The organism is Streptomyces sp. NBC_01454 (assembly GCF_036227565.1).
Lineage (GTDB): Bacteria > Actinomycetota > Actinomycetes > Streptomycetales > Streptomycetaceae > Streptomyces.
The window spans coordinates 8096158-8111995 of record NZ_CP109460.1 but is presented as its reverse complement, the minus strand read 5'-3'; the positions used below and the strand labels follow the sequence as shown (position 1 = coordinate 8111995).

Sequence of the window (15838 nt, the reverse complement as noted above, 5' to 3'; positions counted from 1 at the left end):
TCACCTGAGAAGGAAAGCTCTTGGCTCCTCACCGCCTCCGCCGCCTGATACCGGCGTCCGTCGCCCTGACGACCGTGTGCGCGGCCTTACCGACCTCGTCGGCATACGCGGCGGACACTCCGCCCACCCCTCATCTGGACTCCATCGAGCGCTCGCTGCGCGAGACCTCGCCCGGTCTCGAGGGTTCGGTGTGGCAGCGCACCAACGGCAACCGGCTGGACGCCCCGGGGGACGACCCTGCCGGCTGGCTTCTGCAGACCCCCGGCTGCTGGGGCGACCCCGCCTGCAAGGACCGCACGGGGACCCGGCGGCTGCTCGACAAGATGACCCGCAACATCGCCGACGCGAAGCGCACGGTGGACATTTCCTCGCTGGCGCCCTTTCCCAACGGCGGGTTCGAGGACGCGATCGTCGCCGGCCTCAAGGCGTCCGTCGCGGCGGGACACTCGCCCCGGGTGCGCATCCTCGTCGGTGCCGCACCGCTCTATCACCTCAATGTGATCCCCTCCCGCTACCGTGACGAACTGCTCGGCAAGCTCGGCACGGCGGCCGGGAAGGTCACGCTGAACGTCGCGTCGATGACCACGTCCAAGACGGCCTTCTCCTGGAACCACTCCAAGCTCCTGGTGGTCGACGGGACGACGGCCGTCACGGGCGGGATCAACGGCTGGAAGGACGACTACCTCGACACCACCCACCCCGTGTCGGATGTGGACATGGCGCTGACCGGGCCGGCCGCCCGCTCCGCGGGGAAGTACCTCGACACCCTGTGGGGCTGGACCTGCCAGAACTCGTCCAACCCGGCCAAGGTCTGGCTCGCCACCTCGAACGGCGCCTCCTGCATGCCGTCGATGGAGAAGAACGAAGAAGTCGCTTCCGCCACTCCCGCCGCACCGGCCGGCGAGGTACCGGTCCTCGCGGTGGGTGGGCTCGGCGTGGGCATCAAGGAATCCGACCCCTCCTCGGGGTACCACCCGGACCTGCCCACGGCCCCGGACACCAAGTGCACCGTGGGACTGCACGACAACACCAACGCCGACCGCGACTACGACACGGTCAACCCGGAGGAGACCGCGCTGCGTTCGCTCATCGCGAGTGCGCGCAGCCATGTCGAGATCTCGCAGCAGGACATGAACGCGACCTGCCCGCCGTTGCCGCGCTACGACATCCGGACGTACGACACGCTCGCGGCCAAGCTGGCCGCGGGGGTGAAGGTCCGCATCGTCGTCAGCGACCCCGCCAACCGCGGAGCCGTCGGCAGCGGCGGCTACTCGCAGATCAAGTCCCTGGACGAGATCAGCGACACCCTCCGCAAGCGTCTCGTGGTCCGTACCGGCGACAACGAGAAGGCATCGCGGGCGATGTGCGGCAATCTGCAGCTCGCCTCGTTCCGCAGCTCCGACAGTCCCACCTGGGCCGACGGCAAGCCCTACGCGCTGCACCACAAGCTGGTGTCGGTGGACGACTCGGCGTTCTACATCGGTTCCAAGAACCTCTACCCGGCGTGGCTGCAGGACTTCGGCTACATCGTGGAGAGCCCGGCCGCGGCGAAGCAGCTCAAGACCGAGCTGCTCGACCCGGAGTGGAAGTTCTCCCAGGGCGCGGCGAAGACCCCGGCCGGGTGCTCCGGCAATGGGGCGGGCTGACCTCACAGGTCCGGGGCAGGAGCGGCCGCACCCGCTCCTGCCCGTGCCAGACGCGCGATGGCCGGCGGTCGGTGACCGGTGGCCGGTGAGATCGCGAGGCGTATGCGAGCAGCATGGCATCCACCGAGAGAAACACACACAGAAGCAACAGCGGCGGCGAATTACGGGCAGTTCCGACATCGCGCCACCCCCACAAGCACCGCCGATACCGACCTGATTTCACACTCCCGTGACATCCGTCATAGCGCGTGCACACTCTTACTAAGCCGAGTAGTAGGGCATGCCCCGGCGACATAAGAGATTTGTCCGTCTTGGCCCATGCATATCCCGCACCCGGTAGAGCGGCATTCGACCCGTCCGCCATTTTCGCCCGTGTATCGCACGCATAACGAATTCTGACGGGACAACAGGAACAGCCGGTGGCACCGGCGGCCGGATCAGCACGCTCACCCACCTATGGCAAGAGCCGCGCGACGCTACGAAGCGCGATAGTAGTCAGCCTTTGTTGCCTTGCGTACACGGCTTCCCAAGAATGCGAACCGCACGGCGTCCTTGCAGTTCAGACGCGGGATTGCAGGGAGCTCGCCCGCGTCACGGAGGGCGCTCCGCAATTACCGAGTGAGGTCACGCATGACGAAACATCGCAGAACGCGGCGCTACCGGAAGGCAGCCGTCGCCGCATTCGCCATCGGCGCCGTGGCTGTGCCCTCCGCGGCCATGGCCTGTATGAACGAGCCCGGGCAGGCGAGCGGCGGGCACCAAGGTCATTGGCAGAATGCGGCTTACCGCCACCACCACTGGTCGGGCAAGAGCGACTGGAGCGAAAAGCCGACCGCGGGAGCCTCGAAGGCGGCCGCCGCCTCCCCGAGCACCGCGAAAGCCGCCGCCCCGGCCTCCGGAGACACCGCCCAGGTCGTGAAACTCGTCAATGACGAGCGCAGCAAGGCCGGATGCGCGCCGCTGACCGTGAACGCCAAGCTGACCAAGGCCGCTCAGGACCACAGCAAGGACATGGCCGACCACAAGAACATGTCCCACACGGGCTCCGACGGTTCGTCCCCGGGCGACCGGATCACCCGCGCCGGCTACAGCTGGAGCGCCTACGGCGAGAACGTCGCCTATGGCTACAGCTCCCCCGAGAGCGTGATGAAGGGCTGGATGACCAGCCCCGGCCACAAGCGCAACATCCTCGACTGCTCCTTCAAGGAGATCGGCGTCGGCCACGCACAGCCCGGCGACTACTGGACGCAGGACTTCGGCACGGCCCGATAACGGGCACCGGGATCCGGCCGGCACTCCCCCGGCCGGGTTCCCCGCCGAGCGGCCGAACCGGGCGACGGTGAGAGTGTTCCGGCGAAGCAACTGACTGCCCGGCCGGGGAGGGAGTCGATGGCGGGCGGAAAACCTCGTCAGTGCCAGGGCAGGCAGTAGTACAGGCCGTGTTGGTTGTCGACCAGACACGAGCGGTCGTAGTAGCCGGGGCCGTCGTAGATGGGGAGCGACCATGCCGTGTCGTTCACGACGTATCTGAGCTCCGGCGTCCAGGTTGCGCCGCCGTTGCGAGACTGGTCCATGTAGACGGCCCAATTGTTGGAGTTTTTGCCCATGCCTTCGGCTTCGGCGTTCTCGTGGGCGTTGCGGTCGAGGATGGTGCCCATCTTCACCCAGCCAATAGTGGTGTTGACGAGATCGCAGTAGTAGAAGCCGCTGTCGCCACAGTTATTGGCCAGGTCCGGTTGCACGACGGTGGGAGCGTTGAGGCCGCTCGGCTGCACGCCGGCCGTGGACTTCGCCCTGCCCTTGTCACGCGCCAACTGGCTCTTGGCCTGGTCCAGGGCCTTCCGCTGTGCTTCGGTCAGCAGCGGCGAACCGCCCTTGAGGATGATCGGGTTGTCGAAGCTCCCCCGGGGCGCGTTCGGGTTGTAGGCATGCCGTCCTGCCGCCGCAGGCGTCATAGCGGCGGTAGCAGCAGGAGCGGTCGCCAGACCGACCGCCGCTATCGCACAGGCCGTCAGTGTTCCGGCTAGGACTGTCTTCACGTGCGTGGTACCCATACCGTCTCGCACTCCTTGCCCGCGATGCCTCAACAGGCACCACAGCGTCGATGTTCCGGCATCACCGAGCGAAAGAACGTGCCCCACGGCGTTCACCGCGTCTCCACGGTGCGATTCTTTAGCGGACAGCAGACGAGCACAACGACGCTCCCGGCCATAGTGGCGTGATCCCGCCAACGAAAAGCGCCTCAGACAAGAGCGAAATGGCGTATTGCCAGGGGGGTGAATCAGAGAGCCTTTTCCCACCTCAGCTCGAGCAGGTCAGCCGGAGGGTGCGGACCGCCTGAATGAGGCTGGTGATGCGGATGGTGCTGCACCGGAGCTTGGGAATCACGGGGTGACTCGTGGCGGGTCGGCGGCATTGCCGGTGGCAGTAGCCCCCCCGGCTGCCCGCCCCGGCCCTCCACCACGCCGGAACCGGCAGCGCGTCACGGACCACCGCCCACTCCGCGTCCGTCGTGTCCGACGGATACCGCCGCAACCTGTCCGGGTGGTCGGCCGCGTTCCCGAACCGGTGCGCGAGGCAATCGCACGGCGGCACGCGGGAGTTGGACGGAGCGAGACAGGTAGGTAGGCAGGCAGGCAGAGCACCAACCGGCTCGGAGAAGGCTTGGCGCACGATCTGACACGGATGTCCCTCGGTCCGCGGCTTGCCTCCACACGGCGCTCGAGGCCTCCGACCGGATTCCGGCCGGAGGTCTTCGCCGTGCGTACTCGGGTCCGGCCGGGCCTAGAGCAGATCCGTGGCCGAGTCCGCGAGGCGGCGGCGGGCGGCTCGGGCGGCGGGCAGGACCGAGGCCGTCGCGGCGATGAGCACGGCGACGGCGATGACCAGCAGCAGTACGGCGACGGCCGGGCGCTGGGCGATGCCGGTCCCCCAGCCGCTGGCGCTTCCCTGGAGGTTGATGAGCCACTGGGAGACGAGGACGCCCAGTCCCGTACCGGCCAGCGCGGCGGCCAGGGTGACGAAGGCCGTGGCCGAAACGATGACGGCGGTGATCTGGCGGGGCGTCAGGCCGACGGCCCGGAGGGCGAGCAGATCACGGCTGCGGTCACGGACGCCGGCGCCGACCGTGGTCGCCAGTTCCGCCAGGCCGATCAGGGTCAGTACGGCGATCAGGCCGACGGCGACGGCGCGGACCACCGACAGCTGATCGGCGGGGTTGGGGGTCTGCCGTACCTCGAGCCGGCCGGCGGAGGCCTTGGTCAGGGCGTTCTGCACGGTGGCGGGGTCGGCGCCGTGGTGCAGGACCAGGTTGTAGAAGTCCGGGCGGGACGGGAGCGCCCTGGGGGTGCCGTCGCCGGTCGCGCCGTCGCGCAGGGTGTCCAGGGAGGTGGAGACGACGCGGCCGCCGTCCGCCGTTTCGATGTTGCGGCCGACGATGTGCAGCACGTACGGGCGGCCGGCGACGGTCATCCGGACCCAGTCGCCGACATGGGCGTCCAGGAGTTCCAGCAGTCCCTGCCCGGCGACCGCTTCGTCGGGGCCGCGGGCCGCGCGCCCTTCAACGACATCGAAGGGGTAGGGCCGGGTGTCCGTCCCCACTCCCCGCAGGGTGATGGTCCCGGTCTGTCCCGGTACGAGGGCCTGCACCTCGGCACCGGGGTAAGGGGTCAACTCCGGCCGCGAGACGAGGAGTTGGTGCAGCTCCCGGTCGCCGAGGGCGTCGGAGCGCGCGGTGAGGGCCGCGGGCAGACCGACGTTCTCGGGGTGCGAGGAGAAGCGGTCCAGGGTGGTCCAGGCGCCCAGCGCCACGGTGATGAGCAGCAGCGGGACGGCCAGCCGTGCCACCGCTGCCGAGGAGCGCAGCGGATGGTGGAAGGCGCTCCGCCAGCCGAGCACCAGGGCCGGCGGGACGCGCAGGCCGAGCGCGCGCCGGGTGAGGCCGGGGCTGCGGCCGCCGGTGGCCGCGGCGGCACGGGCGACGGGCACCGGCGGCACCCGTCCGGCCCGCCAGGCGGCCAGGCAGGTCGCCGAGCCGATGAAGACGATCACACCGCCGGAGATCACAAAGGACAGCCAGGCGTGCCCGGGCAGCTGCTGCCACACGGCCATGGCCTCCCCGATCCGGCCGGGCGCCAGGCCGCCGAGGAGCTGGGTGACCAGCGCCCCGAGGGCGACGCCCAGCAGGGCGAAGAGGAGGTGCAGGGCGAGGAACATCCGGACCACCTGGCCGGGGGTGAACCCGATGGCCTTCAGGATCGAGATGTCCCGGAGGTGCCCGCGGATCCGGGTGCTGATGGCGCCGCCCACCGCCAGCGCGGCGGCGAGCAGCGCGCCCAGTCCGAATCCGCCGAGCAGCCGGCCGAGGAGCTGGTTGTCGCCCTCGGCTTCGGCCCTGGCCTGCCGCCAGGTGGAGACATCGGTGATCTGGTCGGCGCCGAGCCGGGTGACGGCCCGCTGGACCACGTAATCGGTGTCCGCGGGGTCGGCCAGCCGGAGGCCGATGGTGCGCCCGCGCTGGTCCTGGCCCGCCGTCGAGGCCGCGAGGGTCCCGGGGAGCACCCAGGCCACGCCCGGGGACTCGCCGGCCCGGAAGCTGACCTCGGCGGTGTCGGCGACGCCCACCACACGCAGATGTGCCGGGAACCCGCTCAGCACGAGGGAGTCCCCGGGCTTGGCCCACATCGCGCGGGCCACCGAGCTGTCCAGGACGATGCCCTTGGCGGTGCCCGCGTCGGCCGCCGGATCGAGCCAGCGGCCGGCCACGATCCGGGGCGCCGCGGTGGCGGGCCGCCGGTCGGTGCCGCGCAGCTCCAGCGTCGCCTTGGCGCCGCCGGGCTGAAGGCTCGCGGTGGTGCGGACCGTGCGGAAGGGGCCGGAGGTGGCGCGTACCTCGTCCAGGTCGGCGAGCGAGCCGGCCGGGGCGCCGGCCTGGGTGTGGATCCAGACGTGGGCGCCGGAGGACTGGGTGAAGACCCGCTGCCAGGGGTCGGTGGCGTACGCGAACAGGGCGGTGGCCAGCAGCAGCGAAATGGTGATCCCGGCGGTGGCCAGCACGATGAGCACCGCCGCGGGGCGGTGTGCGCGCAGATGCGCCTGGGTCCAGCGGGCCGCTGCTCGCACGCCGGTCAGCCCTTGAGCTTGAGGACGTCGGCGACCCCGGCCTCGGGGCGGTGCCGGCCGCCGCCGAGGTGCGCATCGTCGACCACCTGGCCGTCGAAGAAGCTGATCACGCGGTCCGCGGCGCTGGCCATCCGGGCGTCATGGGTGACCAGCACGATGGTCTGTCCGCGCTGGTGGAAGCGGGCGAGCAGCCGCAGCACCTCCCTGGTGCCCTTGCTGTCGAGGCTGCCGGCGGGTTCGTCGGCGAGCAGCAGGCTGGGGGTGTTGACCAGGGCGCGGGCCAGGGCGACGCGCTGCTGTTCGCCGCCGGACAGCTCGCCCGGTGTGCTGTTCTCCTTACCGGTCAGGCCCAGCTCGTCGAGCAGCTCGCCGCGGGCGGCACGGGCCTGCCGGGGGGACCGGCCGGCCAGCAGGGCGGGGAGTTCGACGTTGTCGGCGACGGAGAGGTTGGAGACCAGGTTGAAGAACTGGAAGACGATCCCGATGTGGTTGCGGCGCAGTTCGGCCCAGCGCGCCTCGCGGTAGCCGTCGACCTGCCGTCCGTCGAGCCGGAGGGAGCCGCTGTCGGGGCGGTCCAGGCCGCCGAGGAGGTGGAGGAGAGTGGATTTGCCGGCTCCCGAGGGGCCGGTGACGGCGACGAATTCGCCGCGTTCGACGGTCAGGTCGACGCCCCGTACGGCGTGGACGGGCGCGGCGCCCTCCGGCCGGTAGGTCTTGACCAGGCCGGCTGCCCGGACTATCGGGCCGGACGGCTCGTCCGGGTTCATTCCAACTCCTCTTGACAGCGCTCCAGCCAGTCGAGATCCGCCTGGAGATGCAGCATCGCGCCCTCTATCAGCAGCTGCGCGACCCGGTTGTCCCGGTCCTCGCCCGCGGCGAGCTTCGAGAGGTCACGCATGGTGTTGAGGTAGTGACGGCGCTGCTTGTTGATCAGGGCGATCTGGTTGGCGGTCCCGGTGTGGGGGGCCAGGGCGAGCTTCATGAAGAACTCGTCCCGTACCCGTGGTTCGGCGGTGGACTCCTCGAACCAGGCGTCGACCGTCTCGTGTCCCGCCGCGGTGATCCGGTAGATGCGCTTGTTCGGACGGTCCGACTGCTCGACGTCCTCTCCCTCGATCAGGCCCGCCTTCTCCAGCCTGCCCAGAGTGACGTAAATCTGGCCGACATTTGGCTGAGGGTATGCCGCGCCCAGGAGGTTCTCAAGGGCTTGCTTGAGTTCATAGCCGTGTGCGGGTCCGCCGACCAGCAGAGCCAGGAGTGGCAGCCGCACGCTCTCCCTCTCCCTCCCCGCCCTACTTGCCTGTCATCTGAAGCTCTTCCGACTGTGAGCCGGGTCGCTTTCGCATCTTCCTGCAGCATCTAGTATCCCGCATGGCTAACAGGTATACATGGGGCGGGCTGTCGGCCCGTGTCCCGTCGACGCCTGGTGGAGGAGGAGCCCATGCGGTGGAAACATGCCGCGGGACGGGCCCTGCTGGTCTGCTGCCTGTTGTTCGCGGGCAGTGCCGGCGCCCGGGCCGGGGAGCCGGCCGACGGCTCGGACGGTCGCGGCCCCCTCACCCTGGTGACGGGCGGCGACCTCACGGGCTATCTGCGGGGCGTCCTCGACGGCTGGAACGACCGGCACCCCCGCGAGAAGGTGACCCTGGTCGAACTGCCCGACGCGGCCGACGAGGTGCGGGCCCAGATGGTCACCGAGCTGCGCTCCCACAGCGACCGCTTCGACGTGCTCAACATCGATGTGGCCTGGACGTCGGAGTTCGCGGCCGCGGGCTGGATCAAGCCGGTGGACGGCACGCAGTTCCCGCTGAAGCATTTCCTTCCTCCGGTGGTGGACACCGCCACCTTCCGCGGCCGGCTCTACGCGGTCCCGTACGTGACCAATGCGGGGCTGCTCTACTACCGCAAGGACGTGCTCGACCGTGAGGGGGCACGGCCACCGCGCACCTGGGCCGAGTTGGAGCAGCTGGCGAAGACGGTCGCGCCCAAGTACGGGCTGGACGGCTATGCGGGCCAGTTCCTGCCGTACGAGGGGCTGACCGCCAATGTCGTCGAGGCCGTGCAGTCGGCGGGCGGCACGGTGCTCGCGGGCGAGGGCGCGCGGGTGACGGTGGACTCCCCCGCGGCCCGCCGGGGTCTGTCGTTCCTGCTGGACGGGGTGCGTGAGGGCTGGATTCCGCAGCGGGCGCTGTCCTTCAAGGAAGAGGAGTCCCGCAAGGCCTTCCAGGACGGCGGGCTGTTGTTCCTGCGGAACTGGCCGTACGCCTACGCGCTGGGCAACGCCCCGTCCTCCAAGGTGGCGGGGAAGTTCGGCGCGGTGCCGCTGCCGGGTCCCGACGGGCCGGGCTCCAGCGCGCTGGGCGGCTCCAATCTGGCGGTCAACGCGCACTCCCGGCATCAGAAGACGGCCGCCGATCTGATCTCCTATCTGACGTCCGAGCCCGTCCAGCGCCGGGTGCTCACCAAGGGCGCGCTGCCGCCGGTGTGGGCCGATCTGTATACGGACCCGGAGCTGGTGCGGCGCTTCCCGTATCTGCCGACGCTCCAGCGCGCGGTGCTGGCGGCCAAGCCGCGCCTGAAGAGCCCGCAGTACGACCAGGTGAGTCTGGCCGTGCAGGCGGTCATGCACGATGCGCTGCTGCACCGGCGGAGCACCTCGGCCACCGTCGCGCGGCTGACGCGCGAGCTGGGCGCCATCGTCCACCGCGGCTGACCTCTCCGCGTCATCTCCGGTCACGGCCACCTCGCTCGTACTTACCTGTTAGGTACAGCCTGCCGTCTCATTCTTACATAAATCCGGGCATCTCGCAGCGAGTTTCGACCATTTCGTTGACATCGAAAAGTCATCCCTACTTAACATGCATGCATAACAGCGATCGCAGCCGCACGGCATGCCCAGGTAAGAACGGGATCACGGCACATGCTCATAGCCACGGCAGGGAACGGCTCCTCGGCCGACTCCGCGCCCTCCCCCTCGCTCCCCGGTCCGGCTTCCGCCGCACCCTCGGCCGTCCCCGCGACCGGGTCCGGGGACGCCGCCCAGCACTGGTGGCGCGATGCGGTGATCTACCAGGTCTACGTCCGCAGCTTCCTCGACACCACCGGCGACGGAATCGGCGATCTGGCCGGTGTCCGCACCGGGCTGCCGTACCTCAAGAAGCTGGGGGTGGACGGCATCTGGCTCAGCCCCTTCTACCCCTCGCCGCAGCACGACCACGGCTATGACGTCGCCGACTACCGCGATGTCGACCCCGTCTACGGCGACCTCGCCGAGTTCGACCGCCTGGTGGCCGACGCCCACCGGCTGGGTCTGAAGGTGCTCCTGGACATCGTCCCCAACCACTGCTCCAGCGAGCACCCGTGGTTCCGCGCCGCCCTCGAGGACGGTCCGGGAAGCGCGGCACGGTCGCTGTTCCACTTCGCCGACGGGCGCGGACCGGACGGGGAGCTGCCGCCCAACAACTGGCGGGCGATGTTCGGCGGCCCCGCCTGGTCCCGCGTCGAGGACACCGGGTCCGCGGCCGGGGCGGCGGGCCAGTGGTACCTCCACATGTTCACGCCCGAGCAGCCCGATCTGAACTGGCGCAACCCGGCCGTGGCCGCCGACTTCGAGGACGTGCTGCGCTTCTGGCTGGACCGTGGGGTCGACGGCTTCCGGATCGATGTGGCCGCGGGGCTGTTCAAGCACCCCGAGCTCCCCGACTCCCCCGACCCGGCGGCCGATGAGCGCACCCGCGACTCGGTCAACCCGCTGGCCTGGAACCAGCCCGAGGTGCACCAGGTGTGGCGCGAGTGGCGCGCGCTGTGCGAGGAATACACGGCCCGCGACGGCCGCGACCGGCTGCTGGTCGGCGAGGTCTCCGTACGGACCCCGAGCGAACAGGCCGCGTACGTCCGGCCCGACGAACTCCACCAGGCGTTCTTCTTCCATCTGCTGACCGCGCGCTGGGACGTCACCACCTTCCGCCGGGTGATCAGCGAGGCGCTGACCGATATCGCGGGCACCGGCTCCACGGTCACCTGGGTGCTCAACAACCACGACCAGGTCCGGACCGTCACCCGCTATGCGGCCGATCCCGGCAACACCGGGGAGACCACCGAGGGCGCGGGGAGCGGGCTGGGTCCGGCCCGCGCCCGGGCCGCCGCGCTGCTGATGCTGGCGCTGCCCGGCGCGGCGTATGTCTACCAGGGCGAGGAGCTGGGCCTGCCGGAGGTCGTCGACCTGCCGGACGAGGCCCTCACCGACCCGATCTACCACCGTACGGGCAGCCGGGAGCACATCCGCGACGGCTGCCGGGTGCCGCTGCCGTGGTCGGGCCTCGCCTCGCCGTTCGGCTTCACCAGCGGTACGGACGCGGCCCGGCCCTGGCTGCCGCAGCCCGCCTGGTTCGCCGAACACGCCACCGACCGGGCGCTGGCCGACACCCGCTCGTTCTGGCATCTCTACCGCGAGGGGCTGCAGCTGCGCCGCAGCCTCCCCCAGCTCGGCGAGGGCACCCTGCGCTGGCTGGATTCCCCGCCCCAGGTGCTGGCGTTCGTCCGCGGCGACGGCCTGGTCTGCGCCGTCAACTTCGGTACCGAGCCGGTAGCCGCCCCCGCACCGGGGTTCCCCCTGCTCGCGAGCGGCGACTGCCCGTCGGGCACGCTCCCCGGTTCCACCGCCGCCTGGTGGATGCGCGCCCCCGACGCCCCATAGCCCCACTCCGCCCCCCGACCTCCGCAGTCCTCCCGAAGGGAACACCCACCATGAGACGACCCGCAGTACGACACACCCGTGCCGCCCTCTCCGGCGCGGCCGTGCTCGGCCTGGCCCTCTCCGCGACCGCATGCGGCGGCGGAGCGTCCGCCGGGGGCGGCAAGCAGGAACTCAGCGGCCAGAACGTGACCGTGGCCGGCGTCTGGACCGGCGTGGAACAGCAGAACTTCAAGAAGGTCTTGGACGCGTTCTCCCAGAAGACCGGCGCGAAGGTGAGCTTCTCCTCCACCGGCGACAACGTCTCCACGGTCATCGGCAGCCAGGTCGAGGGCGGCAACGCCCCGGACGTGGTGATGGTCCCGCAGGTCGGCGTGCTCCAGCAGTTCGCCAAGAAGGGCTGGCTGACTCCCCTGTCGCCGGCGGTCGCCGCCACGGCCGAGAAGAACTACGCGCAGGTGTGGAAGGACTACGGCACGGTCGGCAAGACCTACTACGGCCTGTACTTCAAGGCCTCGCACAAGTCGACGGTCTGGTACAGCCCGGAGGCCTACTCCCAGGCCGGGGTCAAGCCCGCGAAGACCTACGACGAGATGCTGAAGTCGGGCCGTACCCTGTCCGACTCGGGGGTGCCGGCGTTCGCCGTCGCGGGCGAGGCCGGCTGGCCGCTGACCGACTGGTTCGAGAACATCTATCTGTCCCAGGCCGGTCAGGACAAGTACGACAAGCTCGCCGCCCACAAGATCCCGTGGACGGACCCCAGCGTGGTCAAGGCGCTCACCGCGCTCGGCAAGCTGTTCGGCGACAAGAACCTGGTGGCCGGCGGCGGAGCGGGCGCGCTGCGCACCGACTTCCCCGAGTCCGTCCAGCAGGTTTTCGGCCCGGACCCGAAGGCGGCCTCGGTCTACGAGGGTGACTTCGTCAGCGCCCTGGTCACCGACGAGCTCCACAAGCAGGTCGGCAAGGACGCCAAGTTCTACCCCTTCCCCGCGGTCGACGGCGGCAAGGCGCCGGTGGTCAGCGGTGGCGACGCCGCCGTGGTGCTCAAGGCCGGCAAGAACAAGAAGGCCGCAATGGAACTGGTGAAGTACCTGGCCGGCCCCGAGGCGGCCGGCGTCTGGGCCAAGGCCGGCGGCTACATCTCGCCCAACAAGAAGGTCCCGGCAAGCGCCTACCACGACGAGGTCACCCGCAAGGCCGCCCAGTCACTGACCGACGCCGGGAACTCCGTGCGCTTCGACATGTCGGACCAGGCCCCCGCGGCCTTCGGCGGCACCCAGGGAGCCGGCGAGTGGAAGCTGCTGCAGGACTTCCTGCGCGACCCCTCCGACCCCGCGGCCACCGCCCGCAAGCTTGAGGCCGCCGCGGCCAAGGCATACGGAAAGTAAGGACCGAGGGCCCGATCGATGCCTGTCACCACTCCCGCGGTGCCGCCCGCCCCGGCGCGCGGCACCGCGTCCCTCCCCCCGCGCGGCACCCCCGGCAGCCCCGGTGCCGCCGTGCGGCACGCCGCCCGGCGCCGCCGGCGGATCGCCGCGCTCTTCCTGCTCCCAGCGCTCGTGCTGCTGGGTGCCCTCGTCGCGTACCCCATCGTGTTCTCGGTCGTCCGCAGCATGTACGACGCCTCCGGTGACACGTTCGTCGGGGCCGACAACTACACCGCGATGTTCCAGGACCCGGCCACGCTCCGGGCCATCCGCAACAGCGCGATCTGGGTCGTGTTCGCCCCCGCGCTGCTGACCGGGCTCGGCCTGGTGCTCGCCGTGCTGACCGAGAAGATCCGCTGGAAGACGGCGTTCAAGCTGCTGATGTTCATGCCGATGGCGATCTCCTTCCTCGCCGCGGGCATCATCTTCCGGCTCACCTACGAGCAGGATCCGCAGCGCGGCGTGCTCAACGCCGTCACCGTCGGCATCCACGACCAGTTCCAGGGGGAGTCCGCCTCCTTCCCGAGCGCCAAGGCACGCCTCGGCGACAAGCAGCTCACCAAGGGGCACGACGGCTCCTACCGCACGACGCACCGCACCAGCCCGGGACACACCGTCGACCTCGGCCTGGTCGGCGTCGCGCCCAAGGACATGCCGCCGCAGGCCCGCCCCGCCGCACCGGCCGCCAAGTCCCCCGCCGGAAGCAGCGAATTGCGCGGGGTGGTCTACCTCGACTTCACCCCCGGCGGGCGCGGCACCCCCGGCGCCGTGGACCGCGGTGAACGCGGGCTGCCGAAGCTCTCCGTCGAGGCGGTCGACGCCCACGGCAAAGTGGCGGCCACAGCCACCACCGGCCCGGACGGCTCCTACCGTCTGCCGCATCTGGCTTCCGGGTCCTACGCCGTGCAGCTCCCCGCCAAGGACTTCGCCGCACCCTACGGGGGCATCTCCTGGCTCGGCCCGGCCCTCATCACACCCGCCATCATCGGCGCCTACATGTGGATCTGGACCGGCTTCGCGCTCGTCCTGATCGGCGCGGGGCTCGCCGCGATGCCCCGCGACGTGCTCGAGGCCGCCCGGATGGACGGCGCGGGCGAGTGGCAGGTCTTCCGCAGGATCACCGTTCCGCTGCTCGGACCCGTCCTGGGCGTGGTGTTCGTGACGATGGTGATCAACGTGATGAAGGTCTTCGACCTCGTCTACATCATCGCCCCCGGACCCGTACAGCAGGACGCCAACGTCCTGGCCCTGCAGATGTGGCTGGTCTCCTTCGGCGGCGGCAACAACCAGGGCCTCGGCAGCGCCCTCGGTGTGCTGCTGCTCCTGCTGGTGCTCCCGGCCATGGCCCTCAACATCCGACGTTTCCGCAGGAGCCAGTCATGACCACCGCTCAGGGAACCGCCGCGCCCCGCAAGCGGGCGGCCGCACGGCCGGCGAAGTGGCTCAGCCGCGGCGTGATCCAGCTGTTCCTGCTGGTCATCGGCCTGGTCTGGCTCACCCCCGCCGCCGGGCTCTTCCTCTCGTCCCTCCGGACGGAGGAGGCCAACGCCGACAGCGGCTGGTGGACCGCGCTCACCTCACCCGGGCAGCTCTCGCTGGACAACTACACGGCGCTGCTGAAGGACTCGGGCATCGTCCAGGCGTTCTGGAACACCGTGCTGATCTCGGTGCCCACCACCGTCGCCGTCGTGGTGATCGCCGCGCTGGCCGGCTACGCCTTCGCCTGGATGGACTTCCCCGGCCGCGACTGGATCTTCCTGGTGGTGGTCGCCATGCTGGTGGTGCCGGTGCAGATCGGTCTGCTGCCGGTGGCCAAGCTGTTCGGCGCGCTCGGACTGTTCGGCTCCATCCCCGGCGTCGTGCTGTTCCACACCGCCTACGGGCTGCCGTTCGCCATCTTCCTGCTGCGCAACTACTTCGCGGAGATCCCCAAGGAGATGCTGGAGGCGGCCCGGATGGACGGCGGCGGGGAGTGGCGGATCTTCTCCCAGCTGGTCCTGCCGCTGGGCCGCCCGGCCATCGCCAGCCTGGCCATCTTCCAGTTCCTGTGGGTGTGGAACGACATGCTGGTCGCCCTGCTCTTCGCCGACAACGGATCACAGCCGCTGACGGTGGCCCTGCAGTCGCAGATGCGGCAGTTCGGCAGCAACATCGGTGTGCTGGCGCCCGGCGCCTTCCTGTCCCTGATCGTGCCGCTGATCGTGTTCTTCGTCTTCCAGCGGCACTTCGTGCAGGGCATCATGGCCGGTTCGGTCAAGTAGCGGGCACGGCCGCCGTTCCGTACGGGGCAGCCTCGACGCCCTGCCCGGACGGCGTCGAGGAACGCCCGTCCGGGGCCATATATCCGCTCGCCCCGCGGCCGCGAGCCGGTTACGTTGGCGCGATGTCTGAACTGCGAACCGAACGGCTGATACTCCGGGAATGGCGGGCGTCCGACCTCGGGCCCTGGGCGGCGATGAACGCCGATCCCGAGGTCCGGGCACACTTCCCCGAAGTGCTCACCCGCGAGCGGAGCGAGGCGTCCGTGGCCGCCTTCCAGGCCGATCTGGAACGGCGCGGCTGGGGATGGTGGGCGGTCGAGGTGCGCGCGACCGGGGAGTTCATCGGCTTCACCGGACTGGATCCGGTGGACGAGGGCATGCCGTTCACGGGGGTGGAAGCCGGCTGGCGGCTGACCCGTTCGGCCTGGGGACAGGGTTATGCCACCGAGGCCGGCCGCGCCGCGCTGGCCTTCGGCTTCGACACCCTCCGGCTGCCGCAGATCCTCGCCGTGACCACGGCCACCAACCTCCGCTCCCAGGCGGTGATGCGCCGCCTCGGGATGACCCGCGATCCGGCCGATGACTTCGACGATCCCGAGGTGGCCGAGGGCCCGTTGCGCCCGTGCGTGGTGTACCGGATCTCCGCCGCGGACCACCGGAGCAACACACGCAAGCGGGACGGGAATTGAG

The 15838-nt window shown here is 70.3% G+C and carries 12 protein-coding genes; 8 read left to right on the top strand and 4 right to left on the bottom strand.

Annotation, left to right across the window (positions count from 1 at the left end; all coding sequences use genetic code 11):
- Nucleotides 1-20 precede the first annotated feature (20 nt).
- Both OIU81_RS35600 and OIU81_RS35595 read left to right on the top strand, forming a co-directional pair.
- The gene (locus tag OIU81_RS35600; protein WP_329154472.1) at nucleotides 21-1646 is read left to right on the top strand and encodes a phospholipase D-like domain-containing protein; all 1626 of its coding nucleotides are present in this window, start codon (nucleotides 21-23) and stop codon (nucleotides 1644-1646) included.
- 630 nt (nucleotides 1647-2276) lie between these two features.
- Nucleotides 2277-2918, top strand: coding sequence for a CAP domain-containing protein (locus OIU81_RS35595; RefSeq protein ID WP_329154471.1), 642 nt, complete (start codon nucleotides 2277-2279; stop codon nucleotides 2916-2918).
- Between the two features lie 137 nt (nucleotides 2919-3055).
- On the opposite strand, the gene OIU81_RS35590 is transcribed toward OIU81_RS35595, so the two are convergent.
- From OIU81_RS35590 to OIU81_RS35575, 4 genes are all read right to left on the bottom strand, one after another.
- Complete coding sequence (locus OIU81_RS35590; protein ID WP_329154469.1) at nucleotides 3056-3685, bottom strand: hypothetical protein; 630 nt, start codon at nucleotides 3683-3685, stop codon at nucleotides 3056-3058.
- A gap of 745 nt (nucleotides 3686-4430) precedes the next feature.
- Complete coding sequence (locus OIU81_RS35585) at nucleotides 4431-6767, bottom strand: FtsX-like permease family protein (RefSeq protein WP_329154467.1); 2337 nt, start codon at nucleotides 6765-6767, stop codon at nucleotides 4431-4433.
- A gap of 5 nt (nucleotides 6768-6772) precedes the next feature.
- Nucleotides 6773-7534: an ABC transporter ATP-binding protein gene (locus OIU81_RS35580; RefSeq protein ID WP_329154465.1), complete on the bottom strand. Its 762-nt coding sequence runs from the start codon at nucleotides 7532-7534 to the stop codon at nucleotides 6773-6775.
- A complete protein-coding gene (locus tag OIU81_RS35575; protein ID WP_329154463.1) occupies nucleotides 7531-8037 on the bottom strand; it encodes a PadR family transcriptional regulator in 507 nt (168 codons plus the stop codon). Before OIU81_RS35575 ends, OIU81_RS35580 begins: the two co-directional genes overlap by 4 nt.
- Before the next feature lie 171 nt (nucleotides 8038-8208).
- Here OIU81_RS35575 and OIU81_RS35570 point away from each other — a divergent pair, with 171 nt between their 5' ends.
- From OIU81_RS35570 to OIU81_RS35545, 6 genes are all read left to right on the top strand, one after another.
- Nucleotides 8209-9480, top strand: coding sequence for an ABC transporter substrate-binding protein (locus OIU81_RS35570; RefSeq protein ID WP_329154461.1), 1272 nt, complete (start codon nucleotides 8209-8211; stop codon nucleotides 9478-9480).
- Between the two features lie 207 nt (nucleotides 9481-9687).
- A complete protein-coding gene (locus OIU81_RS35565; protein WP_329154459.1) occupies nucleotides 9688-11463 on the top strand; it encodes a glycoside hydrolase family 13 protein in 1776 nt (591 codons plus the stop codon).
- Nucleotides 11464-11513: 50 nt separating this feature from the next.
- Entirely contained in the window at nucleotides 11514-12848 is a 1335-nt protein-coding gene (locus tag OIU81_RS35560) for an ABC transporter substrate-binding protein (protein WP_329154458.1), read from the top strand.
- A gap of 18 nt (nucleotides 12849-12866) precedes the next feature.
- Nucleotides 12867-14270, top strand: a complete 1404-nt coding sequence (locus OIU81_RS35555) for an ABC transporter permease (RefSeq protein ID WP_329154456.1) — start codon at nucleotides 12867-12869, stop codon at nucleotides 14268-14270.
- On the top strand, nucleotides 14267-15148 hold the full coding sequence (locus tag OIU81_RS35550) for a carbohydrate ABC transporter permease (protein ID WP_329154454.1): 882 nt from the start codon (nucleotides 14267-14269) through the stop codon (nucleotides 15146-15148). Before OIU81_RS35555 ends, OIU81_RS35550 begins: the two co-directional genes overlap by 4 nt.
- A 122-nt stretch (nucleotides 15149-15270) precedes the next feature.
- Entirely contained in the window at nucleotides 15271-15837 is a 567-nt protein-coding gene (locus OIU81_RS35545) for a GNAT family N-acetyltransferase (RefSeq protein WP_329154452.1), read from the top strand.
- Nucleotide 15838 lies beyond the last annotated feature (1 nt).

Excerpts from the sequence above, each read along its gene's own strand:
- OIU81_RS35580 (WP_329154465.1), bottom strand. The coding sequence starts at position 7,534 with ATGAACCCGGACGAGCCGTCCGGCCCGATAGTCCGGGCAGCCGGCCTG.
- OIU81_RS35595 (WP_329154471.1), top strand. The coding sequence starts at position 2,277 with ATGACGAAACATCGCAGAACGCGGCGCTACCGGAAGGCAGCCGTCGCC.
- OIU81_RS35565 (WP_329154459.1), top strand. The coding sequence starts at position 9,688 with ATGCTCATAGCCACGGCAGGGAACGGCTCCTCGGCCGACTCCGCGCCC.
- OIU81_RS35555 (WP_329154456.1), top strand. The coding sequence starts at position 12,867 with ATGCCTGTCACCACTCCCGCGGTGCCGCCCGCCCCGGCGCGCGGCACC.
- OIU81_RS35560 (WP_329154458.1), top strand. The coding sequence starts at position 11,514 with ATGAGACGACCCGCAGTACGACACACCCGTGCCGCCCTCTCCGGCGCG.
- OIU81_RS35545 (WP_329154452.1), top strand. The coding sequence starts at position 15,271 with ATGTCTGAACTGCGAACCGAACGGCTGATACTCCGGGAATGGCGGGCG.
- OIU81_RS35550 (WP_329154454.1), top strand. The coding sequence starts at position 14,267 with ATGACCACCGCTCAGGGAACCGCCGCGCCCCGCAAGCGGGCGGCCGCA.
- OIU81_RS35570 (WP_329154461.1), top strand. The coding sequence starts at position 8,209 with ATGCGGTGGAAACATGCCGCGGGACGGGCCCTGCTGGTCTGCTGCCTG.